The sequence below is a fragment of the Leptospira neocaledonica genome (assembly GCF_002812205.1).
GTDB lineage: Bacteria > Spirochaetota > Leptospiria > Leptospirales > Leptospiraceae > Leptospira_B > Leptospira_B neocaledonica.
This window is the reverse complement of record NZ_NPEA01000010.1, coordinates 66,880-84,402: the sequence shown is the minus strand read 5'-3', so window position 1 is coordinate 84,402 and position 17,523 is coordinate 66,880. Positions and strand designations below refer to the sequence as shown.

Sequence of the window (17,523 nt, the reverse complement as noted above, 5' to 3'; positions counted from 1 at the left end):
GACTTGGAATCGAAAAGTTCAATATATTTTTTCGAATAATTTGAAATAGGTTTTTGAGAATGAATGCGAAAAAGGTTCAACGAGATAAACCTAAGATCGCCTTGTTCGGACCAATGCCTCCTTTTAGAGGGGGTATATCCCAATACACTGCACAGCTTAGTAAAGTTTTAGAAAAACAATCTGATTTATTTACAGTTTCCTTTCATAGGCAATATCCTAGTTTTTTGTATCCTGGAAAAACGGATATAGATCCTTTCTTCAAAGGGCAAAAATTAAAAAATGTATCTTATATTCTAGATGCTCTTAATCCTCTCTCTTTAATTCGGGCGGCGGATTTAGTTGCGGAGAAAGGATGTACACTTGCTGTCTTCTCCTGGTGGACCTTGTTTTGGGCTCCTGGTTTCGTTTTTATCTCTTCTCGTTTACGTAGAAAAGGGATCAAGACTGTTTTTTTATGCCATAACTTATTCGATCATGATTCCGGATTTTTGAAAAAGTTTATTACGAAAATCTTACTTAAGAACGCGGACGGTTATTTGGTTCATAGTTCTGAACAAAAAAACATATTAAACTCTTTATTTTCTGACAAAATCATATTACAAAATCCTCATCCGATATACCAACAATTTCCGGCTCCGAAGGGAATTTTGAAACCTCGAGGAAAATTGGAGCTCCTCTTTTTCGGTTTCATTCGCCCTTATAAGGGATTGGATCTTTTGTTACAGGCTTTGGCGAAATTGAATGATCCGGAAGTTCATTTGACAGTGGTGGGTGAATCCTGGAAGGAGCCGCTGGAATTAATTTCTTATTCCGCTGGATTGGGACTAAAGAATGTCGAATTTCATTTGGAATATACGGATGAAAGTTCTGTATCTGAATTTTTTCATCGTGCCGATTTAGTAGTTTTACCATATCGTTCTGCCACCGGTAGTGGAGTTGCAACTATCGCATATCATTATGAAAAGCCTATATTGGCCACCAAAGTGGGAGGATTTTTGGATACAGTCCTCGACGGGAAGACGGGTTTCTTAATTGAAGCAGGAAATTCCGATTTGATTGCGGAAAGGATAGCAACACTTTCTCGAAAGACCTTAAAAAACATGAGACCATCAATCCGAAATTTTAGAAGTAATTTCACCTGGGAGAGCATGGCTTCAAAAATCCTGGAATTCGATTTTGAATTTAAAAAAGGAAATACAAGCTCTACCCCAATCGATCCACGGAGAAAAAATGAAAAGAGCAGTGCCAAAACAAAAAATATTAAATAAGGAAGCATTCAGTAATTCTAATGTTCTTTTGATTGGAACATACTCCTCTGAAAATAAAGGGGATGCAGCCATGGAACTAAGTGTGGCGAATCGAGTCCGAAAGGAGTTAGGCGCCACTGTTCAAATTTCTTCTCCTTTTCCTAATATTGATAAGGCGTTCTATTCCGATTTCGAAGTGGTCTTTTCTCAGCGAAGAAAACTGATTCGGGCAAGTATTCAATTATTTTTGGCGTTTATTTATTCTCTTCTTCCAAAAGCAACACAAAGTAAATTTTCTTTTTTGATCTTATCGGATGAAGGTAAGGCTATTTTAAATGCAGACTTAGTCATAGATCTAAGTGGAGATATGTTAACTGAAGATTACGGGCCGCATGTAGCGTATTCGCATTTTATTCCGATTCTAATGTCGATCTTTCTTAGAAAGAAAGTTTTTCTTTGTGCTCAGTCAATCGGTCCTTTCGGATTAACTACATTTTTAGCCAAATATATCTTTTCTAAAGTTTCTCGTATTACGGTTAGGGAGTCCATTTCTTACGAATATATGAAACGTTTTGGGCTTTCAGAATCCAAATTATCTAAGACTGCGGATGTAGCGTTCTTGCTTGAACCCGCTAAATTGGAAAGAACAAAAGAGATTTTAAAGGAAGAAGGTCTATCTCTTCCGAAAGACCGTATCATACTTGGAATTTCTGTAAGTGATATCATTCAAAAAAAATACGATGCGAGACATGATGTCAAAGGCAAGTTTGAAGACGAATTCGCTTCCTTGTTGGACCAATTAATAGAGACACATAAAGTTTTTGTTGTTTTTGTAAGTCATGTTACCGGACCCTCCGAGACAAAAGATGATCGTAATCTTTCGAAGAGAATATTTTCTAAAATGAAAAATAAAAAATCAGGGTTTGTATTATCTGGAAATCATAGACCTGAAGAAATTAAACGAATTATTTCGCAGTTTAGTCTATTTGTTGGGGCGAGGATGCATGCAAATATCGGAGCCCTTTCCGTTGGGATACCTATAATTGCAATTTCTTATAGTCACAAAACTCCTGGAATCATGAGAGAATTCGAATTGGGGGATTGGGTTCATCCGATCGAAACTTTGGATATGGATAAGTTAAATGAGTCCATTCTAACAATGTACAAAAAAAGGAAAACGATCGCTTCTCAAATATCCAAATCGAACGAAAGAATTAAGTCAGTCGCAGAAGAGAATATTGTAAAGATCAAAGAACTTCTCTCTTAGTATTATTGATAAAGATTAAATCCTTTTTTAGGCCTTCTGTTGAAAAATGCTCGACCTAGGATAGAATGGGATGCTTGGATAAACAGTAAAATAGAAATTTCCGATACCAAAAGTCATAAATAAGATTGGATCGGAACGAGGGGTTTCATGGAATATTTGTGCGGATGTTTATACAAAAATTCCGTAAAGAAGGATGGGCATACTTCCATCAAAGAACGGTTGTCCAATTATCACGGTCAGACTCCTAAAATTCTTCTAGATAAACCTCAAGTTGAATTATTCTCTTCTGCTATCGGATCTAGATTTCTTTCAGGACAATATTCTGAATCTGATGTACATGTTGCTTTTCTTGGACCGATTAATGGAATTTGGAAAGATTCATATAGCGGTTTTGATTTAGAAACGCCGGAGCTTTCAGCTAAATATATACTAGATTTTTATCTGAAGAACGGGGTAGCAGATCTAGGTAAATTGATCGGGCAATTTAGTTTAGCAATTATTGATAATCGAAATGAATCCAAAGTTTTCCTTTTAGGGGATTCTACTGGGATGAGATCTTGGTTCGTTTGTGACGAAGGAGATCGATTTTTATTCGGAACACATTTAAGCTCCGTTGCCGTAATCGGCCAAGCCGTAAAGATAAACCAGACTTACGAAGATTTCTTTTTGACATACGGATTTATTCCTTTTTCAAAAACGGTCTATGAGGGAATTGAAGTCGTTCCTACAGGAATGTTTTTAGAAACGGGGATCGCGGACGGAGTTAATAGTTATTCATATAAACTTTTGACTAAGCCTGTACAAGTTTTCGAAAACTTAGAGAGTTTATCTCTAACGGAAATGGTGGATCGGCTGGACGAAACATTCTTATCTTCATTAGCTGCGCAAGTCCCTTCCGGACAAAAGAATGTAGCCGTTTTACTAGGAGGTTTTGATTCTGCGCTCGTAGCTTCCGGTTTGACTCGATTAGGCAAACAGGTTCACACATACAGTTTTTTTTATGAGGATGAGAGTTTTAACCAGCCTCATACTGATACCCTCTCTAAGTTTTTAGGAAACAAGCATAGTTGGATCAAAGTGGATGAAAAGGTCATCTTAGATGGGCTCAATCATTTTTCCGAAAACTTTAATTACCCTACGAATTGGCTTAACTACTTAGTGCAGACAAATCATCTTGGAAAAAGGATCAAGGAAGACGGAAACGATTTCGTATACACCGGAGACGGTTGTGATGTAGCATTTATGGGTTATCCGAGAACACATTTTGTTGCACATTGGGTTAAGTCTATTAACCGTTTAATTCCTAAATTTTTGATCGGCTCTGTAATTAAGTTGATGGAGACATTCAGAGTCGAATTATTAACCGGCCGACCAAGTCGTGTGTTGGTCGGATTACTCCGAAATTCTATGTTTAGATCCGATTTGCGCGGGTTTATTAATTTTAGGATTTTTGACGAATCTTCTGTAAGGTTATTAAGAAGAGAGAAAAATTCTTCAGATCAAACGAATGAGATGATCTTAACGAAATTATTACAAACAGGATCTAATCTTTCTATCGATAGAAAAGCTTATCTTGGGAAAGCGTTACAATCCCCAAATAAAGCAAAAATTATTGGGACTTCGGACACAAATAGTTTGGTAATTCAGGGACCTTATATACATCCGATTCTGAAAAACTTTGCGATGAGGATCCCTGACGCTATGCTTAGACCTAAAGAGAATACCAAGAATTCTAAAATAGGTAAGTACGTTCTTTCTTTGATGGCAGAAACGAAAAAATATCTTCCAGAGGAAATTATATACCAAAAGAAAGTCGCTGCGGTAGATGCTCCCGTTGATGTTTGGTATAAGAGATATTTGAAGGATGATATATCCAAATTGATTCTTGAAAATAGTCCTTTCGGAGTGAATCCGAAATATCTAAATAATCTTTTTAAAGAAAAATCTATCGAGGAATTTTATCGCAATAGAATTTCTTCGGATACGATCACTACACATGAACTTTCTCTTCTCGCTACTTATTCTTCCTTCGCGAAATTAAGGACAAAAGTTTGAATTTAGCTCTGCAAATAAAAGTGAATAATAACTTAGTTTCAAGATCTATATTCGAAACTTACATTTTTCAAAAACAATCGTTTGGTAGATGAAACTTCAACATATAAAAAGTTACTTATTTTTCTTCCTTAGAATATTATTTGCGATCGCTTTAGGTAGTTACGTATTCCTTACTGTGGATTTTGCTTCGGCATGGAAGGCATTTTTACAGTTTAGCATTCCTTTATTTATAGTCTCTTTTTGTTTAAGTACAATCTGTTCTATCGTGATTCCTGCAATGACTACGAATCGTGCTTTAAGGGTAAGCGGAATTGATATTTCGCTTTGGGAATCTATAAAGATAAATTTTTCTATGAGGCTTTACGTTATGATATTGCCTCAAGTAATCAGTTCCGGTATTCGATGGTTCCGTTACAGAGGGCCGGAGAAAGGGAAAGGTTGGGAAGCAGCATCCATTATTTTTTTTGAAAAGATAGTTCAACTTTTCTTTATCACCTTTAGTACCTTTGTATTTTTTCTTATCAAGATTAATACTATTCCGGACGTCTTAAAAAATTCAATACCATTGATCGGTGTATTAGCTATGGCGTTTTTTGCATTGATCGTATTGTTTCTCTCCCCTCAAGTTTTTAGATTATTTGGCTTCATGTTTAGATTTGCTCGGGATCATTTTCCTCAGTTTGTCGCAAAGAGGGTAGATAAAATTGAGGAAGCTATCCAAGTATATCAAAAATTAGGAAATCGTTCCGTAGTCTTAATGTTTTTCGGTTATCTATCTGCTCATTTGATTTTTATACTTAGCTCATCCGTATTGGGTTTCGGACTTGGGATCGAAATGGATTATATTGATATGGGTTGGATAAGGTCCATAGTCTTGACCTTAAGCGCATTGCCGATTACCGTAGGCGGTCTAGGGGTTCGTGAATTAGGGCATATCTATTTGATGGGCTATTTGGGAGTTGATAAATCCGTTGCAGTTACCTTTTCTCTTCTGATTTTTGCTATCCAAATTTTGATCGCGTTGATTGGGGCTTGTTTCGAAATCTGGAGATTTTTCATGCATTCGAATACGGATTTAAAAAAGTAAAAGAGGAAATCTTATGTATAACTTCTCTGATAACGAATTGATTGTATTGGCAGTAAAGGCCGGGTTGGAGACGATAGCTCTTTTTTTTATCCTTTGGCTATTATTTTTTAAATTTAGAATTTTAGAATATTTGCATGCGTTAAATAAGATTGTTATTTTCTGGTTTTTGCTCTTCGTTTTCCTTTGGACAACTGTGCAAGTTTTGGATCGATGGCAGTATTTTTTTCCGCAGAAAGTAAGTTTTTATCCTCTCGCTCGCTTTGCAATGTTCCAATTAGGTAAGAAGAGAGAAATTAGAGAAAGCTATATTTGGACGATTAAACTGGAAAACGGCGAAGAGCAGGACTTTAATCCTGTGTCTTCATTTTCCGCGATCGGCCAGCCTTCTTTGAGTACTCGGCTCGAATTATTACGAGAAGAATTGGACTCTCAGAAAGATTCCAAGAAAGAGCATGGTAAAAAGGAAGCGCAACTTTGGGCTAATTCAGTAAGAAATTATTATCAGGGCAAATATGCAAAAAAAGTAAATTCAGTCGTTTTTTATAAAACTGCATCCCCGGATGGAAATAGTATGTTGAGGACTGAACTTTATTCGGTGGTATTTTAAATGAAAAAGGTACTCTTACACGAAGACGCTGACTCTCAAACTCTTGGCTTTGCTCGGATTTTTATTTTTACGATTGTATTTTTACACGTATTTTTTGATCGGACTTTAGTATTATCTTATCTTGATCCAGGTCTTTTTTTTCCTCAAGGTATATTCAGGCTTATTCCTTCTGATTATTGGATCGGAATCAATTCTGCGGGATTTCTTTTAATATTTAAAATTCTTTTATTATCCTTTTTGGCAGGAGCAATATTCGGAATAAGTAAATATTTTCTGTATGCTTCGTATATAGGATTTGCGATCTTTTTAGGAATAGAGAAGGGCTTTGGTGGTCATGTGGATCACCGGGAACTTTTTCTTGTATATATTATGTTTTCCTTGTCTTTGACTCCATGCTTGGATTCCTTAAGTCTTAGCGGATCGGAGCTCAAGGATCAGAAAAATCCGCAAGTCTATAAAGCGGCGATGCTGCTTGTTTTGCTGGTCCCAATTCTGGAGTATGTTTATATAGGAGCTGCTCGATTGTTTATCGGCTTTCCGGAAGTTTTTCATCCCGATATTATGAAAGGTTGGATCTTACATGGGATGATCCGTCCTACTAGATTTCCTTCTCTTGGCATCGCTAATTATTATCTTACTCACAGTTGGTTAAACTGGACTTTATATTTTATTTTAGCCTTCTCCACGATCTTGGAACTTTTGGCTATACTATTTCCATTTCTAAAAAAATGGCCAAAACGTTTACTGATTCTTTCTCTTATGGGATTCCATATAGGCATTTTTTTAATAATGAATATTGTCTTCATTGAAAATCTTGCCATACTATTCTTATTCTTTAATTACGGGCCAATATTGAATAGGATTCTCGGGACCTTTCGAACAAAGGGGAAGATTGCTCTAGATATGGGATATAAGGCCTTTTCAAAATACATATATTCGAACTTTGGAAAAGAAGACTGAAACATTCTGTTCTCGAGATTAGATCATTATTAAATGATTGCGCCTTGTCTCACAAAAGTAAGAATGCCTTAATTTCTTCCAAAACTCGCTTATAAGAGCCTAAAATAAAATCATGAAACATAACGATGCAGTGACTTATCGTCCGGATATCGACGGTTTAAGAGCGATCGCTGTTCTTTCCGTAGTTCTATTTCACGCCTTTCCAACTGTGATACGAGGCGGATTTGTTGGCGTAGATGTTTTCTTTGTAATATCCGGATACTTGATCTCAAGCATTCTTTTTAAAAATCTCCAGAAGGGTACATTTCATTTTTTAGATTTTTACGCTCGCAGAATACGAAGAATTTTTCCCTCTTTATTGGTGGTTTTAACTTTCTGCCTAACATTGGGATATTTCGTATTATTAGGTGAAGAATATAAACAATTAGGAAGACATACTTTCGCTGGAAGTTTCTTTTTTTCGAATATAGCTCTTTTGGATGATTTATCCGATTACTTCAATGGCGCCGCAGAGTTAAAACCGTTATTACATTTATGGTCTTTGGGAATCGAGGAACAGTTCTATATAGTTTGGCCTTTAGCATTGTATCTTGCCTGGCGGTGTAGATTTAATTTGTTTTTCATGACTATTGTCTGCGCTGTAGTTTCACTAATATGGAATTTGGCCGAATATAAAAGAAATCCTATATATACTTTCTATTTACCTTATACTAGGGTTTGGGAACTTCTGTTTGGAGCTACCTTGGCTTGGACTCAATTGTATAAGCCAGAAACGATTAAGGATTTACTTCCTTCTTTTATTCAGAAAATCGAATTTTTCAATAAACCATTTTCTTTTCCCTTATGGAATGACCCTAAAATATGCGATATCCGTTCAATCTTAGGATTTGTTCTGATCATAGCTCCGGTTTTATTTTACGGTAAATCGACTCCTTTTCCGGGATTTGCCGCGCTGGCTCCGGTTTTGGGAGCGGTTTTAATTATTTCATCTGGTCCTGAAGCCATCATTAATAAGAAAGTTTTAGCGATTAAGCCGATGGTTTTTGTGGGGTTGATTAGTTTTCCTTTATATTTGTGGCATTGGCCTTTGTTATCCTTTACGGCTATTTTGGAATCTGGAACTCCTGCACTTAAATGGAGACTGATTGCAGTTGTACTTTCCTTTGTACTTTCTACTCTAACTTGGCATTATGTGGAAAAGAATTTACGCTTTCGGGAAAATACTTGGGTTCTGGGTTCTCTTGCAGGGTTGCTAATTTTCGCGGCTTTATTTGGTCAGACCATTTATAAAAAGGACGGATGGTCTTATCGTGTTGCTCAATATCGTGAGAACGCGAAAATTTTCGAAGGTTGGATGATCTCCGATCCTAAATGTATCGATAGATTTAAATCTGAATACGGATCAAACTTAGTATATTGTCTTGTAGGAGATCCGAATAAACAACCGGATGCAGTTCTGATCGGAGACAGTCACGCGAACGCATTGGCATATGGATTGATCCGGAAATTTTCCAACGATCGTTTGAATTTATTGCATATGGGATTAGGTGGTTGCCCTCCTTTTTTCGGAATAGAGGCAGATCCTAAACGGCCTTGCGAGAGAGAGAGTAATACCTTGGAGATGTTGGAAAAAAATCCAAAGATTACCAAGATACTATTAAATAGCAGAGGCCCTAGATATTTAACCGGACACGGTTATGGAGATTTAGAAATAAATGCGGTGGGGGCGGCAAAATACCGCTTTAGACCAGATATAACCGATCCTAAACAGGCTTTCAGAGAGGCAATGCGGGATACTTTAAGAAGGTTAACTGCTGCCGGAAAAGAAATCGTTTTTGTGGCGGATGTTCCTGAAATAGGATTCGATCCGAAACGTTGTGTTTCTTTGCGACCATTTAGACTTGAATCTGAGGATCCCGATAAGGTTTGCAAAATACCTAGGAAAAATTTCGACGAAAGAAATTTAGAATATCATGAATTAGTAAATTCTATTCTAAGCGAATTCCCTAAAGTTAAATTATGGGAGACTTGGAAAAATTTTTGTGATGATCAATATTGTTATGCTTTTAGGGATGGAAAACTTCTTTATAGGGATAGCAATCATATTTCTTTAGAAGGATCTTACTGGTTGGGAGAAAAATACGATCCGAAATAAGGATTAAAATTAATGATTAGCTCAGGCTTTTATGTCTGCGCTAATCGCTTTCTCATAAAAACGCCTTGTCGGCTCTCTCTCCCACATAGTTCCAATGCCCCATCTTACGATCCTGTCTCGGGTCCGATTTGCCATAAAGATGCAAAGTGTATCTTTCATCTGCAAGACACTTTGCCCAAAGAGCCGACTCTGGAAGATAATCTTGCCCTAAAATATTTTTCATGGAAGAAGGTTGAGAAGAAATTTCAGCAGGAAGAGGAAGCCCTGTAAGGCATCTCAGTTGGAGTTGGAATTGAGAAATATTCGCTCCATTTTGGGAGAAGTGACCTGAGTTATGCGGTCTTGGGGCAAATTCGTTTAAGACAATCTTATCACCTTTGATAAAGAATTCCAGACCGAATACTCCGATATAATCTATTCCTTCCGCCAAAATCCTTGCGGACTCGAGCATTTGTTTTTTGATCGAATCCGGAAAATTTCCGGGATGGATAGTGATGTCCAAGATATGATTTTTATGAATATTCTCCGAAGGTGAATAACAAAGTATGTTCCCTTTTTGATCCCTTGCTAAGATCACAGAGCCTTCTTTGTCGAATTCATACCATTCTTCTAAGATTAGATCAAGTGGTTCTTGCCCAAGGGAGCCGACCCAAGCTCTGAATTCTTCTTTGGTTTTAAATTTAGTCTGTCCTTTTCCGTCATATCCAAAGGAAGAAGTTTTTAATACTGCAGGAAACTTGGAAGTCTCCGCTGCCTTTGTTGCTTCTGCCTTATTCGTGATCGGATAAAAAGGTACAGTAGGAAGTCCTAATTTAGAAAATAATGTTTTTTCTCTGATCCGATGCTGTGCGATCCGTATACATTCCGGGCTCGGGAAAACCGGAAGAGAATTTTTTCGGGAATATTCTGAGATAAAGTTTAATTCTCCGCCCGGTATATTCTCGAATTCGAATGTAAGTGCATCTATAGACTTTAAGAATATTTGAAGTGAATCTTCGTCTTCGTATGGGGCAACTGTTTCGGTAGCCCCTACTAAGGAAGCAGGACTATTTCTTTCGGGAGAATAAACGGATACCTGATAACCCATTCGGATCGCTTCTTGGGCGAACATTCTTCCGAGCTGCCCTGATCCCATCACTCCAAGCCTTGCAGGAGGAAGTAGAATTTTTTTCATATTAGGTCTTTGTTTTTGGACAATGCTTCTTCTTTGATATCGGTTCTGTATTGTTCCAATTTTTTGGATAATGTTTCGTCTTGTAAGGACAATATTCGTGCTGCTAGTAATCCTGCATTTTTTGCACCTGCTGTTCCTATTGCAAGTGTCCCGACTGGAACTCCTCCAGGCATCTGCACAATGGATAATAAGCTGTCCATTCCCGATAGCGCCTTACTTTGCACCGGTACTCCAAGCACAGGTAAAGTAGTAAGAGAAGCCACCATTCCAGGGAGATGGGCAGCTCCTCCTGCACCCGCAATGATGATCTCGAAACCTTTGGATCTTGCGGATTTGGAAAATTCAAATAATAGTTCTGGAGAACGATGTGCGGATACAATTTCAGTATGACATTCTATCCCGAATTGTTTCAGGATGGAGACCGCTTCTTTCATGGTTTCCCAATCGGAGCTGCTTCCCATTATGACGGCGACTTTCGTTTTCACACTAGCAAAATCCTTTAAGATAGCTTCCTGGGCAAGTCCGAAAACGGTTTAGGAGCCCTTGGTCACTGAATTTAATTCTTCTACAGCTCTTTCTAATTTCATTCCTCTGGAGGCCTTCGCTAAAAGATAAGAGCCGGGAGGCACTTCTTTCCGGATGGTATCCACTAAGTTTTTGAGTCCGTCTTCGTCTCCTGGAAAGGAGAAGGATAGAAGTCCCGAACTTGCTTTTTTTCGAAAGCTCTTTAGTGCATGTGAAGATTCTGCTCCGAATAGAAAGATTCCCTTGCAGTTTTTTAAACCTGCAGCAAAACTTCCGATCTCAGTATGGAACTTACGGGAATAATTTCCCACTTCTTTCATGTCTCCGAGTACCGCGTAAAATCCTTCTTCGCCAGCGATCTGAGAACATGCTTCCAATGAAGATAACATGGATTCCCTATTTGCATTATAGGTATCGTTTAGAATTTTATAATTTCCTACTTGGAAATCCAATCGTTTGTCGCCGGATCTGAAGTTTTTGATCCCGTTTTGTATCCATTCCGTTGGAGTTCCTACTTCTTCCAGGACAGACACACATAATGCCAGATTTTCCAAAAGTTTGATCCCGGGAAGACTCCAATCCAATGAGGAATTTAGGAATGAGATCTTAAATCCTTTCCGATTCGTTTCTAATATTTCTATCCTTCTTTTGAGTGGAACGGATTTAAATTTTATCCCGTAACGTAAACATCTTCGTTTTAGAAAATTTTTATATTCTCCCGTCTCCGGATAGAATAATACTCCACCTTTATACATTCCTTCCAGTACTTCCGCTTTTGCTTTAGCTATTCCTTTTCTGGAACCTAATAATTCTATATGTGCCGTTCCGATCGTTGTTATGAGTGAATAATCCGGTCTGGCCATTTTGGTTAACCTTGAAATTTCTCCCGCATGATTCATTCCCATCTCGCATACAACGTATCTGGTCTTTGAGTTGATCTGGAATAATGTGAATGGAACTCCGATCTCATTATTATAATTTTTTTCCGTGACCAGTAAACCTTCTCCCAATGGTGAAAGACAGGAGGATAGGATCTCTTTTGTAGTGGTCTTTCCGCTGGAGCCGGTGACTGCAATTAAGATTGGATTAAATCTGGATCTATGAAATGTAGCAAGTTTTCCGAGCGCAAATAATGTATCCTTGACTTGGATCGCTTTCGATCTTTGTTCATCAGTGAGGCTTTTTAAAATCGGATGTCCCTTCTCGCATAAAAAATATGAGGCTCCTTTTTCCAAAGCGTCCAAAATAAATTCATGTCCGTCTCTGTTCCCTTTCAAAGGTACGAATAAGGTTCCTGGTTCCACCATTCCGGATGCTGTGCTGATACTTATAATCTCCGGTTCTTTTTGAAAGGAGAAGTCGGATGGGCTTTGTAATATCCTTCTTACTGTTTCCGGATCGTATTGGAATGGGGCTTTCATGGGCCCAATATCTTCCTACCTAAAATACTCGCAGTCTATTTTTAAAAATTCCTCTTGCAACCTTCCGGTCCGGGTTTTCAAGTATGTGGATGCGAAAAACCAAGGTTGTTTTAATCGGTTTGGGAAGGATTGCTTCTTCCTTGGAAAAAGATCCGTATAGATCCAAGCCTTGCACTCATTCCGGGGCTCTGTTCTCTTCTTGGGGTAAAAAGAATTTTGAGTTTTTAGGGGGAGTGGATCCTCATCCGGATAAAAGGGAGAACTTCCGCAAGCAGTGGAAAATTCCCGAAGAATTTACCTTCTCTGATCCAGATCATTTTCCTTCCAAATATAAACCCGATCTTGCGATCATTGCAAGCCCATCCGAATCTCATTATCGAAACGCATTGGAGTGGATCGATAAAGGTGTTAAAAATTTTCTGATCGAAAAACCTGTTTGTGAAACTTTCTTACAAGCTAAGGATCTGGAAAAAATTTCCCGTAAAAAAGGAATCCGTATTTGGATCAATCACGAGAGAAGGTATCATCCTAAATACGCCTGGGCTAAACAGGTACTGGACTCCCACAAATACGGACCGATACGGACGATCCGTGCCTCCGTTCTGACTTCTGCCTTGGCGCCGGGAAGGGCATTCCAAGGAAGGACCGGGCCATTATTCCACGACGGAACTCATGCAGTGGACTTAGTGTATTGGTTTTTGGGTAAACCGGATCGGATCTGCTCTTCTTTGACTAAAAGAAAAGGGTTCCCCATCGAGGATCGTGCACTCGCGTTCTTGGAATATAAGTCTGGACCCGCGGTGTTTCTGGAAGCGGGAGGTGCTAGGAAGTATTTTCAATTCGAAATGGATATTATGACGGAAGAGGCCCGCATCCTTCTTTCCAATGACGGTATGAGACTTTTTGTTTCCAAGCCCTCCAAGAAATACAAGGGATTTAATAGTTTGACGGAAGTCTCATTTCCCGAAAAATCATTCCTCGGATCGAACCCGTTTATGAACTTATATGCGGAGATGCATAATGTTATTACGGGGAAATCGGAAAGAATGACCGGGGACATCGGAGAAAATCTAGGCATCATGGAACTTTTACATAAGATCAAAACCGGCGCCAAAATTAGAACGGTTACTGAAATCTAATCGTATGCAGGCAAGCCCCCCTTCTACAAATTCCAATCAATTGCCTTCCTATTCTGCGAGAGGAAGATACTATCGAGGAAGTTTCTTTCTTTGGAAAAAAATTCTTAGTCTATTTTGGTATTATAAATTTGTAAGATTATTCCTTTCTTCCAAATCGAGAGAAGAAAGAGAATTAGAATTTTATAAATCACTCGGTTCCGAGTGTAGGGACTTTTTCCTGAAAATGGGTGGAGTTTACGTAAAACTCGGTCAATACTTTGCATCACTTTCTCATTTATTTCCTGAAAGTTTTACGGATCCATTACAAGACTTGCAGGATCGTGTTCCTCCTCATCCTTTTTTCGAAATTAAGGAAAGATTTAAAAAAGAATTCGGAAAAGAGATAGCAGAAGTTTTTCCGGATATTTCAGAAGCTCCTCTTGCTTCCGCATCTATCGCTCAAGTTCATTCTGCCACCTTTAAGGGAGAAAAAGTAGCGGTTAAAATTTTATATCCAGGCATCGAAGAGATAATCGAAAAAGATCTGAAAGCAGTTCGTAAATTTTTAAAAAGGATCAATCGATTCCTGGTTACATTTGATTTCAAGATTGTTCATAAGGAAATTGCAAAATTAGTCGGAAGAGAAACCGATCTTCGTTTAGAAGCTGAGTCCATGGATCGTATGGCTAGATATTTTGCAGAAGAGCCTGATTATGTTTTTCCGAAGCTCATTCCTGAGTGGAGTGGCAAAAGTGTTTTGACCGCTCAATTTATAGAAGGGAAACGTATCACTCAGGCCGGCACTTTAAAAAAAGGACAAGCGAAGTCCAGACCTGTTGATCTTTTGATCAGAGCTTATATTCTTATGATTTTTGAATATAGGTTTTATCATGCGGATCCTCATCCCGGAAATATGATCTATACTCCGGATGAAAAACTTTGTTTTATAGATTTTGGAGCAGTCGGGGAAATTCCTCCTAGCCAGGCGATCGCACTTAGAAAGATCATTTTATGTGCGATGACTAAGGACTATCCGGCTCTGGTAGAAGCTTTAGACGAGTTAGGACTCGTTTCTAAAAAAGCGGATAGAGAGAAGTTGGAAGAAGTGGTCCGCTATTCCATGGAAAAACTTTCCAAATTTTTATCCGATACGGATTCATTTAAGAATATAAAATTCGAGCAGATCCATACACCTGAGGATTTGAAGTTTTTAAAGGAGATCAATTCCAGCCTTCGAGGGCTCTTGAGAATGATCCAATTGCCAACGGCTCTTGTCCCTCTAGAAAGAGTTCTTGGTCTTCTTGTAGGAATTACCGCGAACCTAGATCCGTATCGTACCGTTTTAGATTATGGAGAAAAACCTTTTAAAGGGCTAGTCTTCCAAGGGGAGAACCAATGGCAGAAGGTATTGGTCCAGGAGGGTGGCATTTGGGGGCAGGCAGTTTCTCTTCCCGGAGAATTATTACAGGCCGTTAAAAACTTAAACCGAGGCAAGCAGGCCTATAAACTTCCGGATCTGGAACAGCATACTAAGAGGATGTATTCCTTAGGTCATCAGATTATCAGTGCAGCATTCGTACTTTTCGGGATCCATTATGGAACCGATAGACTGGATAAAGGGATCGAAACTCAAGCAATGGTAGCTTACGGAGTATCCGTTTTCTTCGGAATCCTCCTTGCTCTATCCGTTATCAAAAATAAATTCAGCTCTAAAAGGAATCGTCAGTGAAATATTTCGAAAAGAAATTCTTAGAGGTATATCCGCCTATCTTCATTATAAGTGTGATTATTGGAACAGTCATAGATCTGGTTACCAAATACATCGCTATACTATATCTAAGACCTCATAACCCGATAGAATTGTTAGGGGATTTTTTCCGTTTAACCCTGACTTTCAATACCGGTTTCGTAATGGGCCTCTTCCAGGGATTTCCAAGAACTTCTTTAGCTCTAACTGCAGTTGCGATCTTAGTGTTGATTGCATATCGTTGGAAAAATTCTGACCTGGGACATCCTGCCGGTTGGGCCTTGGTAATGTCCGGAGCTTTCGGGAATTTTATAGATAAGTTTTTTATAAAAATTATTGGTATCGGAGCAGAGTTCGGATTCGTCGAAAATCGTTACGAAGGCAGATTTATCGGAGTGGTGGACTTCTTAGACTTCGATTGGCCGAACTGGCTTTTGATTGATAGATGGCCAGCGTTTAACTTCGCGGACTCCTGCGTGAGTGTGGGACTAGTGATACTGATCCTGACCATGAAAATCGAAGAGGATAAGAAGTAGTTTTGAATTTCCTGCAACTCCCCATCTGGAAAAAGATCGTAAAGAAAAAAGGGACCTCCAATCCGGAGATCATGCGTTTCCTTCGAGAAACTTCCGTATTCGGAAAGTTAAAAAGAAGGACCTTACACGAGATTGCAAGACTAGTCCATATTAGACAATATTCAGAGGGAGAGGAAATTTTCAGGCAGGGAGAAGCCGGAGCGGGATTTTATATGATCTTCGATGGTAAGGTTGCTATTCGTTCCGTTAGAGACGGAGTGGAATTAGACCTGGCGCATTTAGACCAACATTCATTCTTTGGAGAACTTTCCTTATTCTCCGAAGAGAGAAGGACGGCAACCGCGATTGCACAAGAGCCTTCTACCTTACTTGGGTTTTTTCAGCCTGACTTAAAAGAAATTATAGAAACGAAGCCTAAGATAGGAATAGAGATCCTCTTAAGTCTTACTGGAGTCGTAGTAGAAAGGCTTCAGAAAACCAACCAGTTACTGGAAAAAGCTTATTATAAGGGCAGACAAAAAAATGCCTGATCCTACGAAACCGCTCTCCACATATGTTATCCGATTTATATTTTTCTTTTTGGTCGGAGCGGCAATCGTATTTTTTACAATCGGCCTTCAACTTCTAATCGTACCGATTGCTCTTTCCTTAATTTTATTTTATATATTTAACGGAACCATAAACTACTTCGAAACATTGGGAATTCCCAGGATCTTATCCGTTGCGATTCTTATCTTTCTGATCTGTCTTCCGATCTATTTGGTAGCAACGGAAGTGGCTCCACCTATCGTTTCCACATTGCAGCCGATCATTAAAAACTGGAAACAGGATATGGACGATGCTAAGTTCAAATACTTAGTAGTAGGTTTCAAACTTACATTCAACGATTATCCTGCAAGTTGGGAAGACACGATTCGCCCTGACGAATTAGTAAAACAAGCAGCAGAGTTGATCCATGCTCAGGTCAGCGGGTTGGTTTCAGTAATTCCTACCTTGATCGGATACTTGGTTGTTACACCGTTATTTGCATTCTTGTTTCTCTTAAACGGAAACGGAGTATATAAGAATATCGTAAGTCTTGTTCCGAATCGATATTTCGAAATGACTTTGATGGTAACGGCAAAGATCAACGAACAGATTACCAATTATTTAAGAAGTTTGGTCATTCAAAGTGCGATCATTACTGCCATATCCATGATCGGTTTTTACGTGATCGGTTTAAAATTTTTCTATATCTTTGCTTTATTTGCAGGGATTGCGAACTCCATTCCATATTTGGGGCCTATTATCGGAATGATTCCTCCATTATTTATGACCCTGACCCAAGGTGCCGGGATATTCAATTCGAATGGCATCAACGACGGAATGGGAATGTATGAACTGATGGTTGCAATCTTGGTTGTAGTCCTGATCGCGCAAGCAGTAGATAATTTTTTTGTTCAACCAGTTATCATCTCGGATGCGGTTTCTCTACATCCGGTGATTGTAGTAGGTGCTGTTACCGTAGGCGGAAGTTTACTCGGGATTGCTGGAATGCTTGTGGCAGTTCCATTAGCTGCGATATTAAAAGTGACTATTGCTTCTCTTTACAGATCTATGAAAGACCATAAGCTGCTTTGAGATA

At 38.7% G+C, this 17,523-nt stretch carries 15 protein-coding genes; 12 read left to right on the top strand and 3 right to left on the bottom strand.

The window, feature by feature from the left end:
- The first annotated feature begins 59 nt into the window (after positions 1–59).
- The 7 genes from CH365_RS17280 (at position 60) to CH365_RS17250 (ending at position 9,378) form a co-directional block, all read left to right on the top strand.
- Entirely contained in the window at positions 60–1,268 is a 1,209-nt protein-coding gene (locus CH365_RS17280) for a glycosyltransferase family 4 protein (RefSeq protein WP_100769789.1), read from the top strand.
- The gene (locus CH365_RS17275; protein ID WP_100769788.1) at positions 1,231–2,514 is read left to right on the top strand and encodes a polysaccharide pyruvyl transferase family protein; all 1,284 of its coding nucleotides are present in this window, start codon (positions 1,231–1,233) and stop codon (positions 2,512–2,514) included. Before CH365_RS17280 ends, CH365_RS17275 begins: the two co-directional genes overlap by 38 nt.
- 147 nt (positions 2,515–2,661) lie before the next feature.
- On the top strand, positions 2,662–4,569 hold the full coding sequence (locus CH365_RS17270) for an asparagine synthase-related protein (protein ID WP_100769787.1): 1,908 nt from the start codon (positions 2,662–2,664) through the stop codon (positions 4,567–4,569).
- An 88-nt stretch (positions 4,570–4,657) separates the two neighbouring features.
- Entirely contained in the window at positions 4,658–5,656 is a 999-nt protein-coding gene (locus CH365_RS17265; protein WP_100769786.1) for a lysylphosphatidylglycerol synthase transmembrane domain-containing protein, read from the top strand.
- Positions 5,657–5,669: 13 nt separating this feature from the next.
- A complete protein-coding gene (locus CH365_RS17260) occupies positions 5,670–6,263 on the top strand; it encodes a hypothetical protein (RefSeq protein ID WP_100769785.1) in 594 nt (197 codons plus the stop codon).
- Positions 6,264–7,223 carry a hypothetical protein gene (locus tag CH365_RS17255; protein ID WP_100769784.1) on the top strand — a complete coding sequence of 320 codons (960 nt, stop codon included), beginning with the start codon at positions 6,264–6,266 and terminating at the stop codon, positions 7,221–7,223.
- A 112-nt stretch (positions 7,224–7,335) separates the two neighbouring features.
- Positions 7,336–9,378 (top strand): acyltransferase family protein, encoded by a 2,043-nt coding sequence (locus CH365_RS17250; protein WP_100769783.1) that lies wholly within the window; start codon positions 7,336–7,338, stop codon positions 9,376–9,378.
- A 52-nt stretch (positions 9,379–9,430) separates the two neighbouring features.
- Here the strand turns inward: CH365_RS17250 and CH365_RS17245 are convergent, their stop codons facing one another.
- Genes CH365_RS17245 through CH365_RS17235 form a run of 3 tightly spaced genes read right to left on the bottom strand, consistent with a single transcriptional unit; the run spans position 9,431 to position 12,498 of the window.
- Positions 9,431–10,552, bottom strand: a complete 1,122-nt coding sequence (locus CH365_RS17245) for a 5-(carboxyamino)imidazole ribonucleotide synthase (RefSeq protein ID WP_100769782.1) — start codon at positions 10,550–10,552, stop codon at positions 9,431–9,433.
- Positions 10,549–11,037, bottom strand: a complete 489-nt coding sequence (gene purE / locus CH365_RS17240) for a 5-(carboxyamino)imidazole ribonucleotide mutase (RefSeq protein WP_100769781.1) — start codon at positions 11,035–11,037, stop codon at positions 10,549–10,551. Before purE ends, CH365_RS17245 begins: the two co-directional genes overlap by 4 nt.
- Positions 11,038–11,085: 48 nt before the next feature.
- Positions 11,086–12,498, bottom strand: a complete 1,413-nt coding sequence (locus CH365_RS17235) for a UDP-N-acetylmuramoyl-tripeptide--D-alanyl-D-alanine ligase (protein WP_100769780.1) — start codon at positions 12,496–12,498, stop codon at positions 11,086–11,088.
- An 89-nt stretch (positions 12,499–12,587) separates the two neighbouring features.
- Between CH365_RS17235 and CH365_RS17230 the strand changes: the two genes are divergently transcribed.
- Genes CH365_RS17230 through CH365_RS17210 form a run of 5 tightly spaced genes read left to right on the top strand, consistent with a single transcriptional unit; the run spans position 12,588 to position 17,519 of the window.
- Entirely contained in the window at positions 12,588–13,637 is a 1,050-nt protein-coding gene (locus tag CH365_RS17230) for a Gfo/Idh/MocA family protein (protein WP_100769849.1), read from the top strand.
- A gap of 4 nt (positions 13,638–13,641) precedes the next feature.
- A complete protein-coding gene (locus CH365_RS17225) occupies positions 13,642–15,345 on the top strand; it encodes an ABC1 kinase family protein (protein WP_100769779.1) in 1,704 nt (567 codons plus the stop codon).
- Positions 15,342–15,899 (top strand): lipoprotein signal peptidase, encoded by a 558-nt coding sequence (locus CH365_RS17220; RefSeq protein WP_100769778.1) that lies wholly within the window; start codon positions 15,342–15,344, stop codon positions 15,897–15,899. The genes CH365_RS17225 and CH365_RS17220 overlap by 4 nt, the downstream gene beginning before the upstream one ends.
- A 2-nt stretch (positions 15,900–15,901) precedes the next feature.
- Positions 15,902–16,429, top strand: coding sequence for a cyclic nucleotide-binding domain-containing protein (locus tag CH365_RS17215; protein ID WP_100769777.1), 528 nt, complete (start codon positions 15,902–15,904; stop codon positions 16,427–16,429).
- Positions 16,422–17,519 carry an AI-2E family transporter gene (locus CH365_RS17210; RefSeq protein WP_100769776.1) on the top strand — a complete coding sequence of 366 codons (1,098 nt, stop codon included), beginning with the start codon at positions 16,422–16,424 and terminating at the stop codon, positions 17,517–17,519. Before CH365_RS17215 ends, CH365_RS17210 begins: the two co-directional genes overlap by 8 nt.
- Positions 17,520–17,523: the final 4 nt, after the last annotated feature.

Coding starts and splice junctions, on each gene's coding strand:
- CH365_RS17280 (WP_100769789.1), top strand. CDS start 60: ATGAATGCGAAAAAGGTTCAACGAGATAAACCTAAGATCGCCTTGTTC.
- CH365_RS17275 (WP_100769788.1), top strand. CDS start 1,231: ATGAAAAGAGCAGTGCCAAAACAAAAAATATTAAATAAGGAAGCATTC.
- CH365_RS17270 (WP_100769787.1), top strand. CDS start 2,662: ATGGAATATTTGTGCGGATGTTTATACAAAAATTCCGTAAAGAAGGAT.
- CH365_RS17265 (WP_100769786.1), top strand. CDS start 4,658: ATGAAACTTCAACATATAAAAAGTTACTTATTTTTCTTCCTTAGAATA.
- CH365_RS17260 (WP_100769785.1), top strand. CDS start 5,670: ATGTATAACTTCTCTGATAACGAATTGATTGTATTGGCAGTAAAGGCC.
- CH365_RS17255 (WP_100769784.1), top strand. CDS start 6,264: ATGAAAAAGGTACTCTTACACGAAGACGCTGACTCTCAAACTCTTGGC.
- CH365_RS17250 (WP_100769783.1), top strand. CDS start 7,336: ATGAAACATAACGATGCAGTGACTTATCGTCCGGATATCGACGGTTTA.
- CH365_RS17245 (WP_100769782.1), bottom strand. CDS start 10,552: ATGAAAAAAATTCTACTTCCTCCTGCAAGGCTTGGAGTGATGGGATCA.
- CH365_RS17235 (WP_100769780.1), bottom strand. CDS start 12,498: ATGAAAGCCCCATTCCAATACGATCCGGAAACAGTAAGAAGGATATTA.
- CH365_RS17230 (WP_100769849.1), top strand. CDS start 12,588: ATGCGAAAAACCAAGGTTGTTTTAATCGGTTTGGGAAGGATTGCTTCT.
- CH365_RS17225 (WP_100769779.1), top strand. CDS start 13,642: ATGCAGGCAAGCCCCCCTTCTACAAATTCCAATCAATTGCCTTCCTAT.
- CH365_RS17210 (WP_100769776.1), top strand. CDS start 16,422: ATGCCTGATCCTACGAAACCGCTCTCCACATATGTTATCCGATTTATA.